General features: G+C 68.0%; 22 protein-coding genes and 3 tRNA genes. 1 reads left to right on the forward strand and 24 read right to left on the reverse strand.

The window, feature by feature from the left end:
• Positions 1–76 precede the first annotated feature (76 nt).
• The 17 genes from FBZ33_RS27475 to FBZ33_RS27555 all read right to left on the reverse strand — a co-directional run bounded on the left by FBZ33_RS27475 (position 77) and on the right by FBZ33_RS27555 (position 18,047).
• Entirely contained in the window at positions 77–3,964 is a 3,888-nt protein-coding gene (locus tag FBZ33_RS27475; RefSeq protein WP_141911173.1) for a DNA-directed RNA polymerase subunit beta', read from the reverse strand.
• A gap of 80 nt (positions 3,965–4,044) precedes the next feature.
• Positions 4,045–7,476, reverse strand: a complete 3,432-nt coding sequence (locus FBZ33_RS27480; RefSeq protein WP_088950243.1) for a DNA-directed RNA polymerase subunit beta — start codon at positions 7,474–7,476, stop codon at positions 4,045–4,047.
• 570 nt (positions 7,477–8,046) lie between these two features.
• The gene (rplL, locus tag FBZ33_RS27485; RefSeq protein WP_088950244.1) at positions 8,047–8,436 is read right to left on the reverse strand and encodes a 50S ribosomal protein L7/L12; all 390 of its coding nucleotides are present in this window, start codon (positions 8,434–8,436) and stop codon (positions 8,047–8,049) included.
• 55 nt (positions 8,437–8,491) lie between these two features.
• Positions 8,492–9,037 (reverse strand): 50S ribosomal protein L10, encoded by a 546-nt coding sequence (gene rplJ, locus FBZ33_RS27490; RefSeq protein ID WP_030329872.1) that lies wholly within the window; start codon positions 9,035–9,037, stop codon positions 8,492–8,494.
• Positions 9,038–9,376: 339 nt separating this feature from the next.
• Positions 9,377–10,066, reverse strand: coding sequence for a hypothetical protein (locus FBZ33_RS27495; protein ID WP_088950245.1), 690 nt, complete (start codon positions 10,064–10,066; stop codon positions 9,377–9,379).
• Entirely contained in the window at positions 10,063–10,929 is an 867-nt protein-coding gene (locus tag FBZ33_RS27500) for an ABC transporter ATP-binding protein (RefSeq protein WP_141911174.1), read from the reverse strand. Before FBZ33_RS27500 ends, FBZ33_RS27495 begins: the two co-directional genes overlap by 4 nt.
• 79 nt (positions 10,930–11,008) lie before the next feature.
• Entirely contained in the window at positions 11,009–11,725 is a 717-nt protein-coding gene (rplA, locus tag FBZ33_RS27505) for a 50S ribosomal protein L1 (RefSeq protein WP_141911175.1), read from the reverse strand.
• A gap of 77 nt (positions 11,726–11,802) precedes the next feature.
• Positions 11,803–12,234: a 50S ribosomal protein L11 gene (gene rplK / locus FBZ33_RS27510; RefSeq protein WP_088950247.1), complete on the reverse strand. Its 432-nt coding sequence runs from the start codon at positions 12,232–12,234 to the stop codon at positions 11,803–11,805.
• A 186-nt stretch (positions 12,235–12,420) separates the two neighbouring features.
• Positions 12,421–13,143: a transcription termination/antitermination protein NusG gene (nusG, locus tag FBZ33_RS27515; protein ID WP_088950248.1), complete on the reverse strand. Its 723-nt coding sequence runs from the start codon at positions 13,141–13,143 to the stop codon at positions 12,421–12,423.
• Positions 13,144–13,182: 39 nt separating this feature from the next.
• Positions 13,183–13,575, reverse strand: a complete 393-nt coding sequence (gene secE / locus FBZ33_RS27520; protein WP_088950249.1) for a preprotein translocase subunit SecE — start codon at positions 13,573–13,575, stop codon at positions 13,183–13,185.
• Between the two features lie 214 nt (positions 13,576–13,789).
• Positions 13,790–13,862 (reverse strand) — tRNA-Trp (locus FBZ33_RS27525).
• Positions 13,863–13,991: 129 nt separating this feature from the next.
• Positions 13,992–14,384 carry a MaoC family dehydratase gene (locus tag FBZ33_RS27530; protein ID WP_088950250.1) on the reverse strand — a complete coding sequence of 131 codons (393 nt, stop codon included), beginning with the start codon at positions 14,382–14,384 and terminating at the stop codon, positions 13,992–13,994.
• Between the two features lies 1 nt (position 14,385).
• On the reverse strand, positions 14,386–14,832 hold the full coding sequence (locus FBZ33_RS27535) for a MaoC family dehydratase N-terminal domain-containing protein (protein ID WP_141911176.1): 447 nt from the start codon (positions 14,830–14,832) through the stop codon (positions 14,386–14,388).
• Between the two features lie 124 nt (positions 14,833–14,956).
• Positions 14,957–15,124: a 50S ribosomal protein L33 gene (gene rpmG / locus FBZ33_RS27540; RefSeq protein WP_007073056.1), complete on the reverse strand. Its 168-nt coding sequence runs from the start codon at positions 15,122–15,124 to the stop codon at positions 14,957–14,959.
• 134 nt (positions 15,125–15,258) lie between these two features.
• Positions 15,259–15,331 (reverse strand) — tRNA-Met (locus FBZ33_RS27545).
• Positions 15,332–15,355: 24 nt separating this feature from the next.
• A tRNA-Thr gene (locus FBZ33_RS27550) sits at positions 15,356–15,428 on the reverse strand.
• 93 nt (positions 15,429–15,521) lie between these two features.
• Positions 15,522–18,047 carry a putative bifunctional diguanylate cyclase/phosphodiesterase gene (locus tag FBZ33_RS27555; protein ID WP_370453050.1) on the reverse strand — a complete coding sequence of 842 codons (2,526 nt, stop codon included), beginning with the start codon at positions 18,045–18,047 and terminating at the stop codon, positions 15,522–15,524.
• Between the two features lie 1,304 nt (positions 18,048–19,351).
• Between FBZ33_RS27555 and FBZ33_RS27570 the strand changes: the two genes are divergently transcribed.
• The gene (locus FBZ33_RS27570) at positions 19,352–19,705 is read left to right on the forward strand and encodes a hypothetical protein (protein ID WP_141911177.1); all 354 of its coding nucleotides are present in this window, start codon (positions 19,352–19,354) and stop codon (positions 19,703–19,705) included.
• Between the two features lie 265 nt (positions 19,706–19,970).
• Here the strand turns inward: FBZ33_RS27570 and FBZ33_RS27575 are convergent, their stop codons facing one another.
• From FBZ33_RS27575 to FBZ33_RS27605, 7 genes are read right to left on the reverse strand one after another with little or no spacing between them, the layout of a single operon-like run.
• Positions 19,971–20,708, reverse strand: coding sequence for a hypothetical protein (locus tag FBZ33_RS27575; protein WP_141911178.1), 738 nt, complete (start codon positions 20,706–20,708; stop codon positions 19,971–19,973).
• A gap of 34 nt (positions 20,709–20,742) precedes the next feature.
• Entirely contained in the window at positions 20,743–21,294 is a 552-nt protein-coding gene (locus FBZ33_RS27580; protein ID WP_141911179.1) for a S1 RNA-binding domain-containing protein, read from the reverse strand.
• A complete protein-coding gene (locus FBZ33_RS27585) occupies positions 21,266–22,702 on the reverse strand; it encodes a tyrosine-type recombinase/integrase (RefSeq protein WP_141911180.1) in 1,437 nt (478 codons plus the stop codon). Before FBZ33_RS27585 ends, FBZ33_RS27580 begins: the two co-directional genes overlap by 29 nt.
• A complete protein-coding gene (locus FBZ33_RS27590) occupies positions 22,699–22,884 on the reverse strand; it encodes an AlpA family transcriptional regulator (protein ID WP_141911181.1) in 186 nt (61 codons plus the stop codon). The genes FBZ33_RS27585 and FBZ33_RS27590 overlap by 4 nt, the downstream gene beginning before the upstream one ends.
• Positions 22,881–24,635, reverse strand: a complete 1,755-nt coding sequence (locus FBZ33_RS27595) for a replication initiator (protein WP_141911182.1) — start codon at positions 24,633–24,635, stop codon at positions 22,881–22,883. The genes FBZ33_RS27590 and FBZ33_RS27595 overlap by 4 nt, the downstream gene beginning before the upstream one ends.
• Entirely contained in the window at positions 24,632–25,174 is a 543-nt protein-coding gene (locus FBZ33_RS27600) for a DUF2637 domain-containing protein (protein ID WP_141911183.1), read from the reverse strand. The genes FBZ33_RS27595 and FBZ33_RS27600 overlap by 4 nt, the downstream gene beginning before the upstream one ends.
• Positions 25,171–25,359 carry a hypothetical protein gene (locus tag FBZ33_RS27605; protein ID WP_141911184.1) on the reverse strand — a complete coding sequence of 63 codons (189 nt, stop codon included), beginning with the start codon at positions 25,357–25,359 and terminating at the stop codon, positions 25,171–25,173. Before FBZ33_RS27605 ends, FBZ33_RS27600 begins: the two co-directional genes overlap by 4 nt.
• Between the last annotated feature and the right edge of the window lies 1 nt (position 25,360).

Here is a 25,360-nt window from a genome sequence, read left to right on the forward strand (position 1 = left end):
TCGGCCCGGGGGTGGGTGGGTCCGGACACGACGAGGCCCCCGGCGGAAACCGGGGGCCTCGTCGTGCGATTGGTGCTTAGCGGTACGACCCGAAGTCGAAGTCGTCCAGCGGCACAGCCTGCCCGCCGGCCGGCCCGAAGCCGTAGTCGGTTTCCGGGTACCCGGTCATCGAGTAGACCTTGGCCTTGGCCTCCTCGGTCGGCTCCACCCGGACGTTGCGGTACTTGCTGATGCCCGTACCGGCCGGGATGAGCTTTCCGATGATCACGTTCTCCTTGAGGCCGACCAGCGAGTCGCTGCGCGAGTTGATCGCAGCGTCGGTCAGCACCCGGGTGGTCTCCTGGAAGGAGGCCGCCGAGAGCCAGGAGTCCGTGGCCAGCGAGGCCTTGGTGATACCCATCAGCACCGGACGACCAGCGGCGGGCTCGCCGCCCTCCGAGACGAGTCGGCGGTTCTCCGACTCGAACAGCGCCCGGTCGACCAGCACACCCGGCAGGAACTCGGTCGAGCCGGAGTCGATGACCGTCACCCGCTTGAGCATCTGGCGGATGATGATCTCGATGTGCTTGTCGTGGATGAGCACACCCTGCGAGCGGTAGACCTCCTGGACCTCACTGGTCAGGTGGACCTGGACCGCCCGCGGACCCATGATCCGCAGAAGCTCGTGCGGGTCGATGGTGCCCTCGGTCAGCTTCTCGCCGACCGCGACGTGACCGCCGTCGTGGGTCCGGAGCTTGACGCGCTTCGAGATCTTGTCGTAGACGATCTCTTCGCTGCCGTCGTCCGGCACCACGATGATCTTGCGCGAGCGCTCGCCGTCCTCGATCCGGATCCGGCCGGGGGTGTCGGCGATGGGCGCCTTACCCTTCGGGACCCGAGCCTCGAAGATTTCCTGAACACGCGGCAGACCCTGGGTGATGTCCTCACCAGCGACACCACCGGTGTGGAAGGTACGCATCGTCAGCTGCGTACCGGGCTCACCGATGGACTGGGCGGCGATGATGCCGACCGCCTCGCCGATGTCGACCGACTTACCGGTCGGCAGCGACCGGCCGTAGCAGGCCGCGCAGACACCCAGCTTGGACTCGCAGGTGAGCACGCTGCGCACCCGGACCGTCTCCACACCGGCGGCGACGATCTTGTCGACACCGATGGAGTTGATGTCCTGGCCGCGCTCGGCCACCACGGTGCCGTCCGGCCCCTTGATGTCGTCTGCCAGCGTCCGGGCGTGCACGCTGGTCTCGGCGTGGGTGTGGACGACCATCTTGCCGTCCAGCTTCTCGCCGATCTGCATCGGGATCGCCCGGTCGGTGCCGCAGTCCTCTTCACGGATGATGACGTCCTGCGAGACGTCCACCAGACGACGGGTCAGGTAACCCGAGTCGGCGGTCCGCAGCGCGGTGTCGGCGAGACCCTTACGGGCACCGTGCGTGGAGATGAAGTACTCCAGCACGGACAGACCCTCCCGGTAGCTGGCCTTGATCGGCCGCGGGATGATCTCGCCCTTCGGGTTGGCCACCAGACCACGGATCGCCGCGATCTGCCGGAGCTGGAGCAGGTTACCGCGGGCACCCGAGTGGATCATCTTCCACAGTGGGTTCTCCTGCGGCAGCGCGGTGTCCATCTCCTTGGCGACCTCGTTGGTCGCCTTGGTCCAGATCTCGATGAGCTCGCCGCGACGCTCCTCGGCGGTCATCAGACCACGCTGGTACTGCTTGTCGATCCGGTCGGCTTCCTTCTCGTACTTCGCCAGGATCTCCGCCTTGCGCGGCGGAGCGATGACGTCCTCCATGCCGATCGTCACGCCGGACCAGGTGGCCCAGTGGAAACCGGCCTCCTTGAGCCCGTCCAGGGTGGCGGCCAGCGCCACCTTGGGGAAGCGCTCGGCGAGGTCGTTGACGATCGCGGAGAGCTGACCCTTGCGGATCTCGTAGTTCACAAAGCGGTAGCCCTGCGGCAGCGTCTCGTTGAACAGCACCCGACCCAGGGTGGTCTCCACGGTCAGCGCGTCACCCTCGACGAAGCCCTCCGGAGCGGACCACGCCTCGGCGCCGGCACCGTTGTCGACCTCGACCACACCACGAAGGCGGATCTTGACGGGCGCCTGCAGGTGCAGCTCACCGTTGTCGAAGGCCATCCGCGCCTCGGCGTCCGAGCTGAACGCCCGGCCCTCGCCCTTCTCACCGGCGGTGAGGTGTGTGAGGTGGTAGAGACCGATGACCATGTCCTGGGTGGGCATGGTGACCGGCTTACCGTCGGCCGGCTTGAGAATGTTGTTCGACGACAGCATCAGGATCCGAGCCTCGGCCTGAGCCTCGGCGGACAGCGGCACGTGCACCGCCATCTGGTCACCGTCGAAGTCGGCGTTGAACGCCGTGCAGACCAGCGGGTGGATCTGGATGGCCTTGCCCTCGACCAGCTGCGGCTCGAAGGCCTGGATGCCCAGGCGGTGCAGGGTCGGCGCCCGGTTGAGCAGCACCGGGTGCTCGCCGATGACCTCTTCCAGCACGTCCCACACGACCGGGCGCTGACGCTCGACCATCCGCTTGGCGGACTTGATGTTCTGCGCGTGGTTGAGGTCCACCAGCCGCTTCATGACGAACGGCTTGAACAGCTCCAGGGCCATCTGCTTGGGCAGACCGCACTGGTGCAGCTTGAGCTTCGGGCCGACCACGATGACCGAACGGCCGGAGTAGTCGACGCGCTTGCCCAGCAGGTTCTGGCGGAACCGGCCCTGCTTGCCCTTGAGCATGTCGGACAGCGACTTGAGCGGGCGGTTACCCGGGCCGGTGACCGGCCGGCCGCGACGGCCGTTGTCGAACAGCGCGTCGACGGCCTCCTGGAGCATCCGCTTCTCGTTGTTGACGATGATCTCGGGAGCACCGAGGTCGATCAGCCGCTTGAGGCGGTTGTTCCGGTTGATCACGCGGCGGTACAGGTCGTTCAGGTCGGAGGTCGCGAACCGGCCACCGTCGAGCTGCACCATCGGGCGCAGGTCCGGCGGGATGACCGGGACGCAGTCCAGCACCATGCCGAGCGGCGAGTTGCGGGTGTTCAGGAACGCCGCCACGACCTTGAGCCGCTTGAGCGCCCGGATCTTCCGCTGGCCTTTGCCGGACCGGATGGTCTCCCGCAGGCTCTCGGCCTCGGCGTCGAGGTCCATGTTCTGGACCAGCGCCTTGATCGCCTCCGCGCCCATGGAACCGGTGAAGTACTCACCGAACCGGTCGCGCAGCTCGCGGTAGAGCAGCTCGTCGGTGACCAGCTGCTTCGGCTCCAGCTTGCGGAAGGTGTCCAGCACCTCGTCCAGGCGGTCGATCTCGCGCTGGGCCCGGTCGCGGATCTGGCGCATTTCGCGCTCTCCGCCCTCCTTGACCTTGCGCCGGACGTCCGCCTTCGCGCCCTCGGCCTCCAGCTCGGCCAGGTCGGCCTCGAGCTTGGCGGCGCGCTTCTCGATCTCCGAGTCGCGGCTGTTCTCGGACTGCCGCTTCTCGGCCAGGATCTCGTTCTCGATCGTCGAGAGGTCACGGTGACGCGACTCCGCGTCCACGCTCGTCACGACGTACGAGGCGAAGTAGATGATCTTTTCGAGGTCCTTGGGGGCGAGATCCAGCAGGTAGCCCAGCCGGCTCGGAACGCCCTTGAAGTACCAGATGTGGGTCACCGGAGCAGCGAGCTCGATGTGCCCCATCCGCTCACGACGGACCTTGGAGCGAGTCACCTCGACGCCGCAGCGCTCACAGATGATGCCCTTGAACCGAACGCGCTTGTACTTACCGCAGTAGCACTCCCAGTCGCGCTGCGGACCGAAGATCTTCTCGCAGAAGAGCCCGTCCTTCTCCGGCTTCAGGGTGCGGTAGTTGATCGTCTCAGGCTTCTTGACCTCGCCGTGCGACCACTGACGGATGTCGTCGGCGGTGGCGAGACCAATGCGCAGCTCGTCGAAGAAGTTGACGTCGAGCACTATGTCCCCTATGTCGTCGTCTGTACTGCTAATTCTCGGGCGGGGTCGGGGGCCGGCGAACCGGCCCCCGACCGCTCACCTCAGACCTCTTCGACCGAGCTCGGCTCGCGCCGGGACAGGTCGATGCCCAGCTCCTCAGCGGCCCGGAACACCTCGTCGTCGGTCTCGCGCATTTCCAGGGCCACACCGTCGCTGGAGAGCACCTCAACGTTGAGGCACAGCGACTGCAGCTCCTTGAGCAGCACCTTGAACGACTCCGGGATGCCCGGCTCCGGGATGTTCTCGCCCTTGACGATGGCCTCGTAGACCTTCACCCGGCCGAGCACGTCGTCGGACTTGATCGTGAGCAGCTCCTGCAGGGCGTACGCGGCGCCGTACGCCTGCATCGCCCAGCACTCCATCTCACCGAAACGCTGACCACCGAACTGCGCCTTACCACCCAGCGGCTGCTGCGTGATCATCGAGTACGGCCCGGTCGAACGAGCGTGGATCTTGTCGTCGACCAGGTGGTTGAGCTTCAGGATGTAGACGTAGCCGACCGCGATCGGGTCGGGCAGCGGCTCGCCGGAACGACCGTCGAACAGCTGCGCCTTGCCGGTACGCCCGATCAGCTGCTTGCCGTCCCGGTTGGGCAGGCTCGACTCGAGCAGACCGGAGATCTCCTCCTCGCGGGCACCGTCGAAGACCGGGGTGGCCACGTTGGTGTCCCCCTCGGACTCGTGCGCGTCGATCGAGCGGAGCTGGCGCTTCCAGTCGGCGTCGTCACCCTCGACCTTCCAACCGGTCTTGGCGACCCAACCGAGGTGGGTCTCCAGAACCTGGCCGATGTTCATCCGGCTCGGCACACCGAGCGGGTTGAGCACGATGTCGACCGGGGTGCCGTCCTCAAGGAACGGCATGTCCTCGATCGGAAGGATCTTCGAGATGACGCCCTTGTTGCCGTGCCGGCCGGCGAGCTTGTCGCCGTCCTGGATCTTGCGCTTCTGGGCGACGTAGACCCGGACCAGCTCGTTGACACCCGGCGGCAACTCGTCGCCGTCCTCGCGGGAGAACGTGCGCACACCGATGACCGTGCCGGTCTCGCCGTGCGGCACCTTCAGCGAGGTGTCCCGAACCTCACGCGCCTTCTCACCGAAGATCGCGCGGAGCAGTCGCTCCTCCGGGGTCAGCTCGGTCTCACCCTTGGGCGTGACCTTGCCGACCAGGATGTCACCGGGGACGACCTCGGCACCGATCCGGATGATGCCGCGCTCGTCGAGGTCAGCGAGCATTTCCTCGCTGACGTTCGGGATGTCGCGGGTGATCTCCTCCGGACCGAGCTTGGTGTCCCGGGCGTCGACCTCGTGCTCCTCGATGTGGATCGAGGTGAGCACGTCCTGCTGCACGAGGCGCTGCGACAGGATGATCGCGTCCTCGTAGTTGTGGCCCTCCCAGCACATGAACGCCACCAGCAGGTTGCGTCCGAGTGCCATCTCGCCTTCGTCGGTGCACGGACCGTCGGCGATGACCTGACCGGCCTCGACGCGGTCGCCCTCGAAGACCACCGGCTTCTGGTTGACGCAGGAGCCGGCGTTGGAGCGGCGGAACTTGTGCAGCAGGTACGTCCGGCGGTGGCCGTCATCCTGGTGGATGGTGACGTAGTCGGCGCAGAGATCCTCGATCACACCGCCGACCTCGGCGACAACCACGTCGCCAGCGTCGACCGCGGCCCGGTATTCCATGCCCGTACCCACGAGCGGCGCCTCGGCCTTGACCAGCGGCACCGCCTGGCGCTGCATGTTCGCGCCCATCAGTGCCCGGTTGGCGTCGTCGTGCTCGAGGAACGGGATCATGGCGGTCGCGACCGAGGTCATCTGCCGGGGCGAGACGTCCATGTAGTCGACGGCACCGGGGACGACGTCCTCGGTCTCGCCGCCCTTACGACGGCAGAGCACCCGCTCCTCGGCGAACGTGCCGTCAGCCTTCAGGCGCGCGTTGGCCTGGGCCTTGACGAACCGGTCCTCCTCGTCCGCGGTCAGGTAGTCGATCTGGTCGGTGACCCGACCCTCGACGACCTTCCGGTACGGCGTCTCGATGAAGCCGAACGGGTTGACCCGGGCGAAGGTGGACAGGGCGCCGATCAGGCCGATGTTCGGGCCTTCCGGCGTCTCGATCGGGCACATCCGGCCGTAGTGGGACGGGTGCACGTCGCGGACCTCGAAGCCGGCCCGCTCGCGGGACAGACCACCCGGGCCGAGCGCGCTCAGCCGGCGCCGGTGGGTCAAGCCCGCCAGCGGGTTGGTCTGGTCCATGAACTGGGACAGCTGCGACGTACCGAAGAACTCCTTGATCGCCGCCACCACCGGGCGGATGTTGATCAGGGTCTGCGGCGTGATCGCCTCGACGTCCTGCGTGGTCATCCGCTCGCGGACGACCCGCTCCATGCGGGACAGGCCGACCCGAACCTGGTTCTGGATCAGCTCACCCACGGTGCGCAGGCGACGGTTGCCGAAGTGGTCGATGTCGTCGGCCTCGTAGCCGTCCTCACCGGCGTGCAGCCGGCACAGGTATTCCACGGTGGCGACGATGTCGTCCTCGGTCAGCGTGCCAGTGGTGATCGGCACGCCAACTTCGAGCTTCTTGTTGAACTTGTAGCGCCCGACCTTGGCGACGTCGTACCTCTTCGGGTTGAAGAAGAGGTTGTCGAGCAGGGTCTGGGCGTTCTCGCGCGTCGGCGGCTCGCCAGGGCGCAGCTTGCGGTAGATATCGAGCAGGGCCTCGTCGGCGCCGGCGATGTGGTCCTTCTCGAGCGTGGTCATCATCAGCTCGGACCAGCCGAACCGCTCGCGGATCCGCTCAGCCGACCATCCGACGGCCTTGAGCAGGACCGTGACGGCCTGCCGACGCTTACGGTCGATACGAACGCCGACCGTGTCGCGCTTGTCAATGTCAAACTCCAGCCAGGCACCCCGACTCGGGATGACCTTGACGCTGGAGAGGTCGCGGTCGGAGGTCTTGTCCGGCTCCTTGGAGAAGTACACGCCCGGGGACCGGACGAGCTGGCTCACCACGACGCGCTCGGTGCCGTTGATGACGAAGGTGCCCTTGGGCGTCATCATCGGGAAGTCACCCATGAACACCGTCTGGCTCTTGATCTCGCCAGTGGTGTTGTTGGTGAACTCCGCGGTCACGAAGAGCGGAGCGCAGTAGGTCAGGTCCTTCTCCTTGCACTCCTCGATCGAGGCCTTGACCTCGTCGAAGCGTGGCGCAGAGAAGGAGAGCGACATGGTGCCGGAGAAGTCCTCAATGGGACTGATCTCTTCAAGGATCTCCGCGAGACCCGAGCGTGCGTGCGGGTCGTCCGCCGACCGGCCCTGCCAAGCCTCGTTGCCGACGAGCCAGTCGAAGGACTCGTTCTGGATGGCAAGGAGGTTGGGGACCTCGAGGTGTTCGGTGATCCTGCCGAATGAAACTCGGCGGGGAGCGAATGCGCTCGACGTACGACTGGTCTTCGCAGGGCGGGAAGCTGCCAAGATGCGTCCTTCCGAGGACCGGTGCTGCAGAACGGCTGGTACGCGTGCACTCCAATGACCCCACCAGAAATATCCGTAAACGGACATTTCCGAGCAGGGGTCAAGTCGGAAGGCAGCGCAAACTAGCAGTGTAGCCGAGAGGCTAACCGCTGTCCAGCCCACCCCGCAGGTCGTTTGCGGAACGTGCCTCGGCCCCCGTCAACCGGGGTCTGCCGGGCCGCTCAGAACGCAACGTCCCCACTGGGCCGCTCGGGTTACTGCGGCGATGGTGCCGCCGCTGTCATACCCACATCATGGCCGTCGCAAGCGCGGTGTCTTGCTGGTGTCAGCGTGCCTGGCAGCCCGGGCCGCGTCAAGAGCCGGTATCCGGGTTGTCCCTTGTTTCCCACCGGAGAGCGACCCTCCGCGCTCGTTCGGATCGCCGGCACCGGTGGTCCGAGCCCAGCTCAGGGCCGGTCGGCGCCGGATCCACCAACACGGCGGGCGGCGATCCGTGTCGGATCACCGCCCGCCGCGATGCGATCGTGTCCCGGCTCACGAGCCGGGACACGCGCGCTGGTGGAACTCAGGTCACTTGAGGGTGACCTTGGCGCCTTCGCCCTCGAGCTTGGCCTTCGCCTTGTCGGCGGTCTCCTTGTTGACCTTCTCCAGGATGGCCTTCGGCGCGGACTCGACCGCGTCCTTGGCCTCCTTGAGGCCCAGGCCGGTCAGCTCACGCACGACCTTGATGACCTGGATCTTCTTGCCGCCGTCAGCCTCGAGGATGACGTCGAACTCGTCCTTCTCCTCCTCGACCGGAGCAGCAGCAGCGCCGCCGCCGCCACCCGGGCCCGCCATGGCGACCGGAGCCGCGGCGGTGACCTCGAAGGTCTCCTCGAACTGCTTCACGAACTCAGAGAGCTCGATCAGCGTCATCTCCTTGAACGCGTCGAGCAGCTCGACAGTGCTGAGCTTCGCCATATCTGGCGTCCTTTCCTGATTCTGTTAAGTAAGAACTGGTGCGCCGTGGGGGCCATCAGGCCGCCTCGGCGCCCTCCTTCTCGCGCTTGTCCTGCAGAGCTGCCGCCAGGCGGGCGGTCTTCGACAGCGGGGCCTGGAACAGGGCTGCGGCCTTGCTCAGGTTGCCCTTCATCGCGCCGGCCAGCTTGGCCAGCAGCACCTCGCGGGACTCCAGGTCGGCAAGCTTCGTGACCTCGGCCGCAGAAATGGCCTTGCCCTCGAAGACACCGCCCTTGATGACGAGCTTCGGGTTGGCCTTCGCGAAGTCGCGAAGGCCCTTCGCCGCCTCGACGACGTCGCCCGAAACGAAAGTCAGCGCGGTAGGACCGGTGAACAGCTCGTCGAGGCCGGTGATGCCCGCGTCCGTCGCAGCACGCTTCGCGAGCGTGTTCTTCGCGACCGTGTAGCTGGTGTCGGCGCCGAGCGAGCGCCGAAGCTGGGTGAGCTGGGAAACCGTCAGACCGCGGTACTCGGTCAGCACGGTGGCGCCCGAGCTGCGGAAGCTCTCGGTCAGCTCAGCAACGGCCGTGGCCTTGTCGGCCCGGATCGGCTTGTCCGCCATGTCCCTCCTCTCTCGTTACTCGAGGCTGGTCCCCGTCACCGCCGAGGCGGGAACGGGGGCGGAGGCAGCACGACAACGAAAAGCCCCGGCGCAGGGCGCACGGGGCGAGGGCCGGCAGATCATCACGGTCGGCGGACCATGAACACTGCCGAGTTACGCTTGCCGCCCTACGCGGGTCGCCCGATGTCGCGGGGCCTTCGACCGTGCCGAAGCACGGTGACCAGCGGTCTCTGGGTGGTTCCTCATCCGTGAGAACACGGATGACGGTTGAAGAGTACGCGCCCCGGCCACCAGCGCCAAATCGCGGTCGGTGAGCCGCGCCACGGACGCTGGCAGCAGTCAGCCCTGGGCCCGCCGCCGCCACAGATAGCCGCCGAGCACCGCAGCGCTCCAGGCCAGCGCCCACCCGCTCAACCCCAGCAGGGTCAGCGCGGCCGCGTCGCCGCCGGTGGTGCGTGCGGCGGCCATGATCGGCGGCGCCAGCCAGGGGGCCACCGACCCACTCAGGCCGAGCACCACCGCGCCGACCCCGCCGAGGGCCAGCACCGCGACGCCGTACCCGGCACCGCCCACCGACGCCCGGCTGGCCAGCGCGCCAAGGGCAACCGCAGCGGGTACGGCGAGCAGGTGCGCCCACACTCCCAGCGCGAGCCCGACCGGGATCGACCGGTCCCCCGGGTCGACCGGGCCGGAGACCCCGCCGACCAGCCACGGAAAGAGCAGCGCCACGGCCACCGTCACCAGAGCCGCCACACCGGCGGCGAGGAGCCCGGCCAGCCGCTCGCGGGCCACCCCGACCGCCACCTGCGCCAGGCGGCGCTGCACGTCCGGCTCCACGTCCAGAAGGATCTTGGTCTGCCAGGCGACGACCGGGAAGAGGACCACGGCCGAGACGCCGTACGCCTCCGCCGGCTGCGCGCGGCCACCGCCGTAGAGGGTGCCGAGAACGACCAGGCCGGCGAGCAACGGGGCCACCGCACGCCCGGTCCGCAGGAAACCGGCCAACCTCATCCGCACCAGGGGGATCACCGGGCCTCCCCCGCTGCTGGCTCGATCATCGGGTCGACGCCCTGGTCGGCCCCGGACTGCGCGGGTGTCGGCTCACCGGTCGCCGATCGGATCGACGGTACGGCGGGTCGCGCCTGTGCCGCGGCGGTGGAGGCATCGGCGCGTACTCCCAGCACGTGGTGGCCCTCGGCGCGCAACCGGGCGACGGTGCCGGCGACCCGCGCGGCCGGCACCGCGACCTCGACCACGGCGAACGTCTCGTCCGCCGACGACGTCTCCTCGGTCAACGAACCGTCGGCCACCAGCCAGCGGCGCGCGGCCGGCAGCCGGATCGTCTCGCCACGGTGGTCGCTGACCAGAACGGTGCCGTCGGCGGCGAGCACCTCGGCGATCAGCTCGGGAACCAGCTCGCGGGTGGCGGCGTCCAGCCCCTCCCACGGCTCGTCGAGCACCAGCAGACCGGGCGGGCGCAGCATCGCCTGGGCCAGGCCCACCTTCTGCGCGGTGCCCTTGGACAGCTCGGGCAGTCGGACCGAACGGAAGGCGGACAACCCGAGCCGGTCGGTCCAGGAGGTCACCGCCTCGTCGGCCACCGCTCCGCGCAACCCCGCCACCCGGGCCATCCCGGTGAGATAGCGGGCCACGGTGAACGGCTGGTCGGCCGGGAAACGCTCCGGCACCCAGCCCACCCGCGTCGGGCGGCCGGTGACCCGGCCCCGGCCCGGCCGGAGCACGCCGGCGGCCACCTGGAGCAGTGTCGACTTGCCCACCCCGTTGCGGCCCAGCACGACAGCCGCCTCGCCCGGACCGATGTGCACGTCGATGCCTCGCAGCACCCACGGCCCGCGCCGGTGGTACCGCAACCAGACATCTTCCAGCCGCATGGGCCGAGCCTGCCACATCTCAAACGCGCCGGGGCGCCGCCACAGTCGTGGCGGCGCCCCGGCGGAGCGAACTGTCGGCTCAGGCCTCGGCCTGGTCCTCCCGGAGGTTCTTCACCAGGTTCGGGTCGACCGGGACGCCCGGGCCCATCGTGGTGGTCAGGATGACCTTGCGGAGGTACTTGCCCTTGGACGCGGACGGCTTGGCACGCAGCACCTCGTCGAGCACCGCAGCGTAGTTGTCCACCAGCTGGGTCTCCGTGAAGGAGGCCTTGCCGATGATCAGGTGCAGGTTGGAGTGCTTGTCCACCCGGAAGGTGATCTTGCCGCCCTTGATGTCCTGCACCGCCTTGGTGACGTCCATGGTCACAGTGCCGGTCTTCGGGTTCGGCATGAGACCGCGCGGGCCCAGGATCCGCGCGATCCGGCCGATCTTGGCCATCTGGTCCGGCGTGGCGATCGCCGCGTCGAAGTCCAGCCAACCACCCTGAATCCGGGCGACCAGCTCGTCGGTGCCCACCTCGTCAGCACCCGCGGCGGCGGCCTCTTCGGCCTTCGCGCCGCTGGCGAACACGATCACGCGGGCGGTCTTACCGGTGCCGTGCGGCAGGTTGACCACGCCGCGGACCATCTGGTCCGCCTTGCGGGGGTCGACGCCGAGGCGCATGGCGACCTCGACCGTGGCGTCGAACTTGACGTTGGTGGTCTCCTTGGCCAGCTTCACGGCCTCGGAGGGGGTGTAGAGCTTCGACCGGTCGATGACATCGGCGGCCTTGCGGTAGCTCTTGCTGCGCTGCATTGCTGATTACTCCTGTGGTCTCTGGCGGGCCGCTCGGCGCGAGCCCTCCCACGGTCGGGTCGAAGGCTTGGCCGACGTCAGTCGTTGACGGTGATGCCCATCGACCGGGCGGTGCCGGCGATGATCTTCTCGGCCTGGGCCAGGTCGTTGGCGTTGAGGTCGGCCATCTTCTTCTCGGCGATCTCACGCAGCTGGGCGCGGCTGACCGAGCCGACCTTCTCGGACTGCGGAACACCCGAGCCCTTCTGCACACCGGCGGCCTTGATCAGCAGCCGGGCAGCGGGCGGGGTCTTCAGCACGAAGGTGAAGGACCGGTCCTCGTAGACGCTGATCTCGGCGGGGACGATGTCGCCCCGCTGGGACTCGGTCTGCGAGTTGTAGGACTTGCAGAACTCCATGATGTTCACGCCGTGCTGGCCGAGCGCGGGGCCGACCGGCGGCGCCGGCGTGGCCTGGCCCGCCGGCAGCTGAAGCGTGAACGTCTTGACGAGCTTCTTCTTCGGAGGCATGTCACTTCCTGGGGCTTGGAGCTGGGAAAATGCGGCTGTCGCCGCCCTCGAGCGCGCACGGTCAGCGCGGTGCGACAGCGGCGACATTCAAGAGTAGCGCAGGCCGCAGCCCACTCGTCCGCCGAGGTCGAGCGGGAGGGCATACGCCGACGTCGGCGGCGGGCCAGGCCCGCCGCCGACGACCAGTCAGATCTTGGCGACCTGGTTGAAGTTGAGCTCCACCGGGGTCTCACGACCGAAGATCGACACCAGCACCTTGAGCTTCTGCTGGTCGGCGTTGATCTCGCTGATGGTGGCCGGCAGCGATGCGAACGCGCCGTCGGTGACGGTGACGGAGTCGCCCACCTCGAAGTCGAGGACCTTGATCTCCGGCTTCGACTTCTTCTGCTCGGTCTCGACGGCCGGTGCCAGCCACTTCAGCACCTCGTCGAGGGAGAGCGGGGCGGGCCGGTCGGCCCGGTCGGTCGCGCCGACGAAGCCGGTCACGCCCGGGGTGTTACGGACGCAGGAGTACGACTCGGCGGTCAGCTCCATCCGGACCAGGATGTAGCCCGGGAAGACCTTGGCCTGGATCTGGGAACGCTTACCGTTCTTGACCTCGACCTCTTCCCGGGTCGGCACCTCGACCTGGTAGATGAAGTCCTCCATGTCGAGGCTCGTGATCCGGGTCTCGAGGTTGGTCTTGACCTTGTTCTCGTAGCCGGCGTAAGAGTGCACCACATACCAGTCACCCGGCGCGTAGCGCAGCTTCTGCCTCAGCTCGGCAACTGCGTCGAACTCCTCGTCCGGTGCGGGCTCGGTCGTTGGGAACTCCGGCTCGCTGGCGGCCTCAACCGACTCGTCACCAGCCGCCGTCGCGACCGTGGACTGCTCGTCCACCTGTCCGGCGGTCTCGTCGTACTCAGGCACGCTCGCTCACTTCCGTCACTATCGGCTGGAGGCAGCCGGTCAGTCCGAGTTGCCGAAGACAAACAGCACGACCTTGGCGAAGCCGTAGTCCAGCACACCGACGATCGTCAGCATGACCGCGACGAACGTCACCACCACGGCGGTGTAGGTCAGCAACTCCTTGCGGGTCGGCCAGATGACCTTACGCAGTTCGGCTACGACCTCGCGGAAGAACCGGGCGATGCGGCCGAACACGCCCACCCGACCCGTTTCCGACCGGGTGGTCGGTCGGCTGTCTGCCGACTCTGCCCGGGCGCGGGACCGCGTGGCGGTGCCTCCCCGGGATACCGGCTCGTCCGCGCTGGAGGCGTCGTCGTCGGCTACGTCGTCGACGACCTCGTCGTCCAGACGATCGTCGCCGGCGTCCTCGCCGTGCCGCTTGTTGTCGGCCACTTCGCCCTCCGTCGCGGAATCTCGGGTCGCACGCCGAGTGGCGTACGCGGCGCTGGTCACGCCGGCCGGGCCCAACCGTCCCGCGACGGGCCGCGGCCGGTGGATCATCCGGAGAGCCCCGATTGCCTCGGAACCACCCCGCCGATGCCACCACCACGGGCCGGACGCCGCCAAGCTGGCGGCGCGACCCACGGGAACGGTCAGGCCTGAGGCGCAGGGGTGACAGGACTTGAACCTGCAGCCTGCGGTTTTGGAGACCGCTGCTCTGCCAATTGAGCTACACCCCTATGTGGCAACACTCGCCCCACGCGGCCACAGACGACCGAGCAGGGGTCACTTGCCCCACGGCGGACCAGTGTACGGGTAGCCACCCGACTTTCCCAACCGGTCTCCCCGCCACGCGTGGCGGGGAGAGTTCAGCGGGTCGAACGGATGGTCGCCCGTGCCTGTGAGAGCACCTTCTCGCCCCCGCAGACCGCCGTCACATCGATTCGGGTCAGGCCGTCCTCGGTCACCTCACGGACCCGCGCGGTGACCTCGATCTCGGTCCCCTGGTCGTCGTCGGGGACCACCACGGGCCGGGTGAAACGGACGTTGTACTCGACCACCGCGTCCGGTGCCCCGGCCCACTCGGTGATCGCCCGGCCGACCAGCGCCATGGTGAACATGCCATGGGCGATCACGCCGGGCAGACCCACCTTGGTGGCGACCCGGTCGCTCCAGTGGATCGGGTTGAAGTCGCCCGAGGCGCCGGCGTAGCGGACCAGGTCCGCGCGGGTCACCCGGAACGTCTGTGCTGCCAACTCCATCTCAGGCCTCCCCGCGTACGACGTACTTGGCCCAGACGGACACGACCGGGTCACCGCCGACGGTGCTCACGTCGGTGCGGGTGGTCAGGAAACCGTGCCCACCCCGGGTGCTGACGTCCTCGATGGTGTTGGTGCAGACCAGCTCGTCGCCGGCGACCACCGGCCGGGTGTACGCGAACCGCTGGTCGCCGTGCACCACCCGGCTGTAGTCCACGCCCAGGGCCGAATCCTCGATGATCTGGCTGCTAGCGGCCATTGTGATGATCACCGGAAAGGTCGGCGGGGCCACCACGTCGGAGTGGCCCAGCGCCCGAGCGGCCTCCGGGTCGTGATGAGCCGGGTCGGTGGCGCCGATGGCGCTCGCGAACTCACGGATCTTTTCTCGGCCCACCTGATAGGGGGCGGTCGGCGGATAGGTCCGGCCGACGAAGGAAGGGTCCAGAGACATGCCGCGAACCTACACGGAAAGCACAATCGCCGATCTGATCGGCAGGTGGCGGCGGAGCCGCGCCAAACCGGTCAGATCGGCGATTGAAAGCTTCGACAGTGGCCGGCGCGAGGCCGGCCCCGGATCAGCGGGTCTCGCGGTGGACCGTGTGCCGACCGTCGCGCGGGCAGAACTTCTTCAGCTCGATGCGGTCGGGGTCGTTACGCCGGTTCTTGCGCGTGATGTAGTTGCGCTCCTTGCACTCCACACACGCCAAAGTGATCTTCGGCCGGACATCGGTAGCCTTCGCCACGGCGGAGTGCCTTCCTCGCTAACGGAAACAACTACGACGCGCCAGCCTAGACGCTGACAGCGCGGACATGCAAAGTGGGCGCCAGAAGCGCCCATTTTCTTACGACCACCGGCAACGAGCCCGGAAGACGAGAGTAGCGGTGGCCGGACTTGAACCGGCGACACAGCGATTATGAGCCGCTTGCTCTACCATCTGAGCTACACCGCTGCGATGGGTCCAGCTGAACCCTCGAGCCCCCTTACGGAATCGAACCGTAGACCTTCTCCTTACCATGGAGACGCTCTGCCGACTGAGCTAAGGGGGCCTGCGCGATCTCCCCGTGGGGCGCGCAGGAGTAAGAGTACACGGCCCGGCTCGACAGGTGAAATCGGATCCCCGGTGATCGTCTGCGCCCTGCTCAGGGCACGACACGCAGGCGCGGAAGCTCCCCGCTGGCGACCGTCTCCGGCTCGACCTGGGCACCGAACCAGGCGGCCAACCGCTCGTACGGCAGTGGCCTGCTGAACAGGAAGCCCTGCCCGATCTCACAGCCGATGTCCTGGAGAAGCTCCAGGGTCAACTCGCTCTCCACGCCCTCGGCCACCACCGCCAGGCCGAACTGCTGGGAAAGGGTGACCACCGCGTTGACGATCGCCAGGTCCCCCGGGTCGGTCGCCATGCCCTGCACGAAGGAGCGGTCCACCTTCACCTCGTGCACCGGCAGCCGGCGCAGGTGCGCCAGGGACGAGTCACCCGTGCCGAAGTCGTCCACCGACAGCCGTACGCCGAGATCCCGCAGCCGTTGCAGGGTGGGGATCGGCCGGTCCGTGCCGTCCAGCACCCCCGACTCGGTGATCTCCAGGGTAAGGCGCTGCGCCGGCACCCCGTACTCGGTCAGCAGCTCCTGGACCCGGTCCGGGAAGTGCTGGTCAGTGAGCGTACGGGCGGCGAGGTTGACCGCGATGGGCAGCGGCTGATCGGCCAGCGCCCAGTCCCGGCTGCGGCGCAGCCCTTCGCGGAGCACCACCTCCGTGAGCCGGCTCAACTGGCCGGTGTGCTCGGCCACCGCCACGAAGTCCTCGGGGGCGACAGCGCCGTGCGTCGGGTGCTCCCACCGGGCCAGGCACTCGACACCCACCAGGCGCCGATCCCGCAGAGTCACCTTGGGCTGGAAGTAGACCTCCAGCTCGTCGTCGTCCAGTGCTCGGCGCAGATCGCCGGCCAGACCCAGCCGGCGCAGCGATCGGGACTCCAGCGCCGGGTTGAACAGCTGCACGCTGCCCGGCACCGACTTGGCCGCGGTGGCGGCAAGGTCGACCCGGAGCAGCAGGGTCGCCGCGTCGCTGCCGTGATCCGGGTGTACGGCCACCCCGACAGCGGTGTTGACGTCGAGGGTCAGCGAATTGAAGACCATCTCGTCGCGAATCTGCTCACGCAACTGGCCGGCCAGCTCAAGTGCCGCCTCGGCACTCTCCAACCGCAACGTCACCAGGAACTCGTCGCCGCTCGCGCGGCCGACCAGCGCCGACGACGGAGCATTGGCGCGCAACCGGTTGGCAACCTCGGCCAGGACCTTGTCCCCCGCGGCGTGGCCCAACGACTCGTTGACCTGCCGCAACCCGTCCACGTCGAACAGCAGCAGCGCCACCACCTCGCCGGGAAGGCGGATCTTGACCGACTCGTCCAGTGCCCCGGTGATCCGCCGCCGATTGGGCAGCCCGGTCAACGTGTCATGGTACGCGTCGTGCCGCAGTCGGTCGACCAGCCGCGAGTTTTCCAACGCAACGGCGACGTGGGCGGCCACGGTCTCGAAGACAGGGATGTCAGCGGCCGTGAAATGGCCGACGTCACTGAGCCGGTTGACCACTTCGAGGGTGCCGATCACCGCCTGGCCGGACCGCAGCGGCACCGCGATCACATCCTTGACCTTCGAGCCGGCAAGTGCGGACCGCAGCGCCGGGTCACCGCCGAAGGCCCGACCGCTGGCAACTGTGTGGCCCGACTCACGGACGGTCTCCCGCAACAGCGGCGGGGTCTGGGCGACGTCGAGCAGACCCAGGTCGTCGAGGCGTGACGTCAGCAGGACTTCCGGGTGCCGACCCTGCGCCGGAAGCCACAGCGTCGCATACTCCGCCTGCATCAGAGAGCGGATCCGGCCGAGCAGCACGTCCGCCAGGTTGCCCTCATGGCCCGCCTCGCTCATGGCCCGGGTCAGTTCGTACATGTCGCCCAGGGTCCGGTGCTGGCGAAGGAACTGGGAGTAGGAGCGGTAGAGCAACACGCCAGCCACCGCCAGCGAGAGCAGGAGCAAACTCGACCAGAGGGTCGTCACCAACGCAATGAGGATGAGCATCCCGACCGCTACGTTCAGCGCCGAGGTCAGCAGGACCTGAACGACGGTGCTCAACGTCTCCCGGGTGCCCTGCCAGCCCTGCAGGAGGGTGATCACGCCGACCACAGCCACCAGGCTGATGAGTGAGTTGGCGGTGACGGCCGCGAAGAGCACGCCCCAGGTGGACGGCCGTACCGAGGTCAGCTGCGGCGACGCGGCCAGCACAAGGCCGGCCACCGAGACGCCGGCCGCAGCCCGGGCCACGTTGAACCAGACCTTCGGCGGCGCGTAGCCGCGATGCATCTGGGTGAACACCTCGGCCACCGTGGCGGTGACGATGACGAGCAGCGGCGACAACCAATACAGCGCGAGCACGAGCGGGATCTCGGTGAGGGTCACCACGACCGCCTGACGGCGGACCACGAAGTTGAGCGTCGGTATCCCGGCGGCGACCATCACCATCAGCAGCACTACGGCGATCGGCCAGTCCGCGAGGCGGATCGGCTCCGACAGCGCGAGGACCAACATGCCCACCAACGCGATCCCGGCGAGGGGAGCCGTGATCAGCCAGGCGTGTTCGGTCGTCCGACGTCGGCGGGCCTCAGATGCCACCGCACTGCCCTGTCATCGTTCGCGCCGTGTTGGCACCAGGATCACCGACCGACGGCTGACTGCTCTCCACTCGAAATCGAAACGCTGTGGCTGGCGGGGGCGCCCCACTCGATGCCGGTGGCTTGGTAGTCCTCGCCGATGTGCGCGCCGAGGAGGCCAACGGCCAGCACAGCGAGGGCGATGGACGCCAAACGCAGCCGGCCATACCTTCGACCAGACATTTGGAGCTCCTATCGGCAGGGGGGCCTGTGAGGGGATGGAGATTCCACGATGGTGCCACAGCGGCGTCCGCCTGGAAAGTTCCCCCACCCGCAATCAGACCGACCGCCCCGCAGGCCGACCCGGTCGGCCGGGCCCGCACATCGTCCGGCCAGATCATCCGCTGATCAACCCACACTCAGATGCTCAAGAAACGACCTAGCGGAGGAAAGCACCCCCACCAGACGTATCAGTTGATACGAACTGCGCGGCCCCTCCGCCTCGGCTTCGCACACTACTCGCCGCTACCTCGCCGCAACAGGTTACTGTCATCTATATCGTGACCGTTATCGCGCCTTGCGAGACGACCCGAACCTCACTTCGATGGGGTCACGGCGAGCACCCGGACAACCCGGTCTGCCCAGCCGTCCGGTCCTACGGGTCGGCCGCCTCTGGGCCGGCGTCGACAGCACGGTGTGCGTACGGCGACTTCTTAAAGAGTGCGCGACGGTTGTATCGCGACCGCCGTCAGGATGTTCGCAGCGGGCGGAACGCGGCCCGCACCTCGGCGGAGAAGAGCTCCGGCTCCTCCCAAACTGCGAAGTGGCCACCACTGTCGACTTCGTTGAAGTACGCGACGCCGGGGTAGACCGCCTCGACGCAACTGCGCGGGGCGGCCCAGATCTCCCCGGGGAACGTCGCGAAGCCGACCGGAACCGTGACCGGAGGAGGAGCCTGACCGGCGGCCTGGAACCGGCCGAACTCCCAGTACCAACGCGGAGACCGGGCGACCGGTGGCCGGGTCGAAGGGCTCTCCCGCGCTGGCTGCCTGGACCAGATCGGCGCGGAACGAGTGCGCCAGGGCTTTGGTACGAAACATGTCCCCGAAGCGTTGGTTGCTCACCGCCCAACGGACCCGCCACGGTGGAGCCTTCCGGTCAGCGCGCCTACCGATCTCGCAAATCTGCGCCGCGTAGCTCTTCACGTGGCGTCCTGCTCCAGGTTGCCGAGCCACGGCCCCTACGGCGAGGTCGAATGCGGTGGTCCGGGATGCAGGTCCGCCGGTACCGTCCGGGCTCACCAGGAACCCGAACGGCGAGGTCGACATGAACAGCGATGACGGTACGACGGTGCTGTGGCGCCCAACCGGGCCGAAAGAGCTGGCTCTCGTCCGCGAGTCCGGATGGCGGGCGTGGCCACCGCGTCTGCCGGATCAGCCGATCTTCTACCCGGTGTTGAACGAGGACTACGCGGTGACGATCGCCCGGGACTGGAACGTGCCCGCGTCCGGCATCGGCTACGTGACCCGCTTCCGGGTGGAGTCGGAGTTCCTGAGCCGCTACCCGGTACGCCAGGCAGGAGGAAAGACCATCCTGGAGCTGTGGGTGCCGGCAGAGGAGCTGGACGAGTTCAACGCTCACATCGTCGGACTGATCGAGGTGGTTCACGAGTTTCGGTGAGCCGGCCGGCGGAAGCCGGTCCGGCCGCCTCCGGCGCCGAGGCGGAGAGCCACCAAGGTCAGCCCGGCAAGATTTCATAGCGCCAGCGTCACAGCCTCAGAAGAACCTCGGCAGCATGGTCGACCTGCCCATAACCGGTCGTCATCTGCTGGATTCGGCTCGACCAACGACAACGGCCCCTGACCAGCATCTCTGCTTGTCAGGGGCCGTGTCTGCACCTGGTGGCGGGTAGAGGATTCGAACCTCTGAAGCTTTCGCGACGGATTTACAGGGCGTCCGCGATCTTGACAGCCTCAGGGCCTGCCACCTGCCGTTTTGCTCCGCTACGCAGACGCCGTGCAGGCTTTCGCCCACCATCTGCCCACGCCCCCACCACCACGTCAGGCGATGAAGTGTCGAGTGGAACCGGCCCGTTCTCGTCCTCGTGCTGGCACTGCACTGCCGCAGGCGCGCAGACCGCCATGTAGCTCCCCAGGAAGACTTTCTGCTGCCTGCCGCCGATCTCGTACGTGACGTTCACCCCGCGACGAACCGTCCGGCCTTCGCCCACGAGCTCGTAGCCGAGCAGGATCTCGATATCTACCGCGCCATCCGGATGCTCGCTCGGATCAGCGGTGCCCGGATCGGGAAGAGCAAGCCCGGCCGGATCCTGCGCACCATTGAGGTCAGGATGGGTCGGTGGCCAGCCTTCGGAGTCCATCACCGATCCTCGGGTCGCGGTGAGCACTCGTACCTGGGCGCCAAGCAGACGAGCCGAGTCGCCGTGCATGACCGGTTCGATGCTCTTGATCGTTACCGGTCCCTTGCCGATCCGGACGGTTGTGACACCGTCGGTGAGCCGATAGCCGACGTCGTAGGAGCCTGCCCAGCCGTAGCTGCTCCGCTGGGCAAACACATCGTCGCCAGGATGATCAGAGGTCAGGAACGGTGTATCACAGCCAGCGACGGCGAGGACCCCAGCGAGGGCTCCCGCCATCGCCGTTCGAGCGAGCCGAGTGTTCATGCAACCTCCGCCTTGACACCCATGCCCCGGTAGGTCATCGAAGCTCACCGTCGGTCGGTATGAGCCGGACCCGCCGGTGGACAAGGTTGATGTCGACGACCTCCACCCACAGCGTGTCACCTGGTTCAGGGATGCCGTCAAGGGCGGACTCGTGGACCAGCCCTTGGATGCCATCCCCCACAGCGACGAAGACACCGAACGGCACGATGCGGGTCACCAGACCGCGCAGGACGGCACCGAGATTCGCCCGCGCGAACTCCGCCATCGGGTCGGGCTCCAGCGCCTTGAGCGACAGCGCTACCCGCTCGCGGTCGAGGTCGACGTCCAGAACCATCACGGTGAGCCGGTCTCCAAGACCCACAACATCTGTGGGGTGATCAAAGTGCTTCCAGGTCAGCTCTGGGCAATTAACCATGCCGGTGACACTGCCGATGTCTACGAAGACCCCGAAGTTCTTGATGTCGACTACGACGCCTGTGGCAACCTGACCACGCTCAAGCGTTTCCAGTCTCAGCGGCGCGCTCTCGTCATCCCTCTGCCCCATAAGCTCCAACCCTTCAACCGAGTGCGTCACCGATCTTGTCATTCATGGTCTCGTCTCCGCCGTCGATGCAGTTGGCGTAGACGCGGAGCAGGACAGCGACCCCGTGGCCCAGGCGCCGGGCGACCTCCGTCGGCGGGACGCCGGCATTCAGCCAGAGCGAGGCCGCCGCGTGCCGCAGGTCGTAGGGCCGGCGGACGAGCGGCGAGGCGACCTGCGATTCGGTCAGCGCCTTTTCGCGGGCAAGCTTCCACCACCGGTCGTAGACCGACTCGGAGAGCGGCCCACCGTGCAGGCCGCGGAAGAACCGGCCGTCTGGGCCGACCCCGTGATTCTCGACGTGCGTGCACAGCAGCTCGACGAGCCGGGGCGGAATCGGGACCGTACGAGTCTCAGCCCTCCCCCGGTGCTTGAGGCCACGCCGCTCGTGGGAGCCGCCATCATCGGTCCAGTGCGACCCGGCTCGCGGCGAGGTGCCGGCCAGCACCAGGCGGCCCCAGCGATATTCGATCTTCTCGTGCTCGCAGGACCGGGAAGGCTTGACCGCCGCCAGGTCGTCGAAGTCGGCCCCGCAGTCGGTGCACCGACTGGCAAGGTCGCAGTCCTCCCGCCGTAGGTCCGCGGCTTCCGAGGGCCGCATTCCGGCGTAGTAGAGGCAGCCGAAGAAAGCGGTGACCTTGTCGGCGCGTTTGCCGAGAGATTTCACCGCCTCCAGCAGCGTGGCGACCTGGGCCGGGTTCGCCACTACCCGCCGGTCGATCGACTGAGCGACCTCGGGGGCGGTCCACTGAACCCGGTCGACCGGATTGGAGTCGATCAGCTCCAGCTCGACGGCGTACCCGAGCACGTTGTAGAAGGTGGCCCGCTTCCGCTGGACGGTGGAGGCAGCCGCGGGCTTCCCGTCGAGGCGTACGCACAGGCTGTCGAGGACGCGGCGGACCATCGCGGGCGAGTCCAGCTCGACGACCGGGAGTGAGGCGGTTTCCAGCCAGGCGAGGGCCGCCGCGTGCTCGGTGGGGATCTCGTCGGTCCAGCGGCGGGGGTTGAGGCCGTACAGGTACAGCGCCTCACGGAGCAGGGCGTCAGTCGGTCGGCCCCGTTTTGTCGGCCGAGTCAGGGTCACCGTGATGGAGGTCAGCGCTTCGACGATTGAGCGCCGAGTCTTGGCCGCCGCCCGGGGCCATTTCATCTGGACGTACGCGCGGCTGTGGGCGTACCAAGTGGTGGGGTTCTTGGTTCTGGCCTCGGAGAGCGGGCGGCCGGTGGCCGGGTCGAACGGCTCCCCCGCGTTGGCCGCCTGGACCAGCTCGGCGCGGAATGAGTGCGCCAGGGCTTTGGTACGGAACATGTCCTCGAAACGCTGGCCACTCACCGCCCAACGGACGCGCCACGGCCGAGCTTTCCGGTCAGCGCGCTTAACGATCTCCCAGATCTGGACCTCGTAGCTCTTCATGCGGCGTCCTGCTCCAGGTCCCCGAGCCACCGACCGAGCGCCGACCTACGGACCCGAAGCTGCCCGTTCGGGAGCTTGATCACCCGTGGTCCCTTGCCGGTCTGCCGCCAGTAGAACCAGGTCGAGCGCGGTACGCGCAGCTCGGCGAGCACTTCCGGCACGGTCAACAACTCCTCGGTCACTGCGGTTCCTCCCCGTCGTGCTGTGCGCTGTGCTGAGTTGCCGAAAGATCTGAGGACCCCTGCGCAGCCCTGTCTTTGGCGGCGAGCAGTTCAGATCGCCAGCGGGCGCGTTCGCTGATGGAGCGCATGAGTCGGTGGGTTATCGGGCCGACGTCCGGGTCATCGGGTCGGGCCAACTCCCAGGCGTGCCGGACCCGTTCGGCGGTGTCGCCCTGGTCGTCGACGAGCTGCGTGCCGTCGGTGGTGACGCCGAGCAGTGCCCGGACCCAGGCCCGCGCGTCGTGCTTGTGGTCGGCGAGGGTCTTGCCGGACCAGTCGCGGGAGATGAGGATGCGCCGGCCGCCGATGCCGAGGGTGTCGCGCTGGTGGACCTTGCCCTTGCAGCGGCCGGGCTTGAGCTTGGCGTGCGCCTTCTTGGGCTGGACGCCGTACAGCAGCCAGTTGGCACAGCGGTCGGTGCACGGCGTCAGCTGGAGTTGCTGCCAGAGGCGGTCGAGGTGCTTGCGTTGCCGGTCAGTGGTCGCCTTGTGGCAGTCGCCGGTGTGCTTGGTGATGTATTTCGTGACGTACCGGATGGTCCGTTCGGCGTCCTCGGTGCCGGGCATGACACCGCGGGCGTCGACCTGGGCGCCGAAGCGGACGACGTGCACCGGCTCGCCGTCCGGGTCGTCGTCGATGGCGTCGAGGGCTTCCGTCCAAGTGGTCAGCGGCTCGCGGGTGCCCGGGTCGGCCCATGTCGCCGCCTGCTCGTCCCAGACCGGGCGCCGGTCAAGGGTGTAGCGCTGGACGTCGACCGAGGGCCACCACACCTGGTGATATGTCGCCGCCGCCACGGTGCGGAGCACGTCCCGAGGGATGGTGCCCCGGATGGCGAAGTGGGCGTGCGGGGCGAGACGGCGTTGCGGCTCGACGCAGCCGGCGTACTGGACGTTCCAGCCCTCGCACCGCCGAAGGTTCTGCCAGAACCGGTCCAGCAGACGAGGGAAGTGCACGGCGTCCCAGGCGGCGCGGCGGTAGTCGTACCTGGCCGGGTTTACCGGAGTGCCGTCGGGGCGGACCGGGCCGTACGAGTCGAGGGTGAGCGTGAGCCACATCGACGGTTGGTAGGTGGAGCCGTCCGGGGCAATGTACGTCTTGCCGACGGTGCGCCGGTCGACCTTGCGCCGGGGCAGTTCGGGGGCATCCTGGCGCCGCTTGGTGGAGCGCTTGCGCCGTGGGCCGGGCTCGTCGTCCTGGTCCTCGTCGTCGCTGGCGTGGGGTGGTCCGACGCGCCCGCGCAGGCCCTCAGCGGCGATGGCTTCCTCTACCTCGCGGATCGCCTCGTCGAGGTCGGTCACCTGGTCCCACTGGGCGGCGCGTACGGCCTCGTCGCGGGAGAACTCCAGGTGCGCTCGGAACAGGATCAGGGACTTCTGTGCCTCGGTTGCGGGTTCCGGGCCGGGTAGCGGCTCGTCGTCGCGATGCCAGCCCTCACGGATCTGCGCCTGCCGTAGCCGGCGGTTCTTCTTGGCGCACGGCGGGCACTTGTCCTCGCGGGTCGCGCCGCAGGGCAGGTCGATGACTTCGGTCAGGCCGGTGTCGAGGTCGGTGCGGCGCATGGCGAGCGGACGGACGCAGACGCCGTACTCGATGGCGATGTCCTTGAGGACGTCGATCGAGCGGGGTAGCGCCATGCGGGCCGCCCGCGACCCCGGCCGAGGAGCAACCGGGGTCGGGGCGGGTTCGAGACCGGGCAGTGTCGGAGCCGTCATCGGATGATCCCGACGACCTGGGGCCGGTTGTGCTGGACAACGCCAACCGGAGGCAGCACCGCGACTGATGCCGGCGGCATCACCGAAGCCGGTGGCGCGGGTTCGACCGGCTGCGGCTCGTCGTACCAATCGTCCTGCGGCTGATCGGGCTCGGATGCTGCCGGGGTGGCGGGTTCACTGGACAGGACGACCTTGACCAGGGCGAGGAAGGCGAGCGACGGCACCGCCGCGACGATCCAGCCCCAGACGGACGGTTCAGCTTCGGCGACCTGCGCGGCGAGGGAGAGCAGCGCGAACGCAATCAGGAGCACGCCGACCAAACCGGCGGGTCGACCAGTGCGACGGCGGGCACGGATCTCCAGGCCGAGGTAGATGGCCATCAGCTCGACGGCTACGGCGTTGGCCCAGCCGATCCAGTCGGGCTGTCCGTGGGCGACGGTTAGGTCGTGGACGTGGGTGAAGGCGGCGGCGCCGGCCATGGTGCCGATGGCGATCAGGATCAGCACCCGGACGCCGGACTCGGCGCGTTCGCGGATCATCGGCCGCTGCCGTTGTCACGGATGGTCAGGGTGATGCTGATCTGTTGGCCGTTGAGGTCGCGGCGGCGGTTGACCATGTGCGCCAGGCCGTGCAGGGCACCGGCGAGCCGGTCCGGGGAACCGTCCAGCTCGACGTGCAGCGGCTTGAGGCGGTGGGTGCCGAGGAAGAAGCTCTTGAGGGACATC

The sequence above is a fragment of the Micromonospora sp. A202 genome (genome assembly GCF_006715105.1).
In the GTDB taxonomy this organism is placed as follows: Bacteria; Actinomycetota; Actinomycetes; order Mycobacteriales; family Micromonosporaceae; genus Micromonospora; species Micromonospora zamorensis.

What these genes read in the sequence shown, in the direction of transcription:
- FBZ33_RS27580 (WP_141911179.1), bottom strand. Translation starts at nt 21,294, where the DNA reads ATGACAAGATCGGTGACGCACTCGGTTGAAGGGTTGGAGCTTATGGGG.
- FBZ33_RS27575 (WP_141911178.1), bottom strand. Translation starts at nt 20,708, where the DNA reads ATGAACACTCGGCTCGCTCGAACGGCGATGGCGGGAGCCCTCGCTGGG.
- rplA (WP_141911175.1), bottom strand. Translation starts at nt 11,725, where the DNA reads ATGCAGCGCAGCAAGAGCTACCGCAAGGCCGCCGATGTCATCGACCGG.
- FBZ33_RS27530 (WP_088950250.1), bottom strand. Translation starts at nt 14,384, where the DNA reads ATGGAGTTGGCAGCACAGACGTTCCGGGTGACCCGCGCGGACCTGGTC.
- FBZ33_RS27500 (WP_141911174.1), bottom strand. Translation starts at nt 10,929, where the DNA reads ATGCGGCTGGAAGATGTCTGGTTGCGGTACCACCGGCGCGGGCCGTGG.
- FBZ33_RS27605 (WP_141911184.1), bottom strand. Translation starts at nt 25,359, where the DNA reads ATGTCCCTCAAGAGCTTCTTCCTCGGCACCCACCGCCTCAAGCCGCTG.
- rplJ (WP_030329872.1), bottom strand. Translation starts at nt 9,037, where the DNA reads ATGGCGGACAAGCCGATCCGGGCCGACAAGGCCACGGCCGTTGCTGAG.
- FBZ33_RS27570 (WP_141911177.1), top strand. Translation starts at nt 19,352, where the DNA reads ATGAACAGCGATGACGGTACGACGGTGCTGTGGCGCCCAACCGGGCCG.
- rplL (WP_088950244.1), bottom strand. Translation starts at nt 8,436, where the DNA reads ATGGCGAAGCTCAGCACTGTCGAGCTGCTCGACGCGTTCAAGGAGATG.
- FBZ33_RS27600 (WP_141911183.1), bottom strand. Translation starts at nt 25,174, where the DNA reads ATGATCCGCGAACGCGCCGAGTCCGGCGTCCGGGTGCTGATCCTGATC.
- FBZ33_RS27595 (WP_141911182.1), bottom strand. Translation starts at nt 24,635, where the DNA reads ATGACGGCTCCGACACTGCCCGGTCTCGAACCCGCCCCGACCCCGGTT.
- rplK (WP_088950247.1), bottom strand. Translation starts at nt 12,234, where the DNA reads ATGCCTCCGAAGAAGAAGCTCGTCAAGACGTTCACGCTTCAGCTGCCG.
- FBZ33_RS27585 (WP_141911180.1), bottom strand. Translation starts at nt 22,702, where the DNA reads ATGAAGAGCTACGAGGTCCAGATCTGGGAGATCGTTAAGCGCGCTGAC.
- FBZ33_RS27535 (WP_141911176.1), bottom strand. Translation starts at nt 14,832, where the DNA reads ATGTCTCTGGACCCTTCCTTCGTCGGCCGGACCTATCCGCCGACCGCC.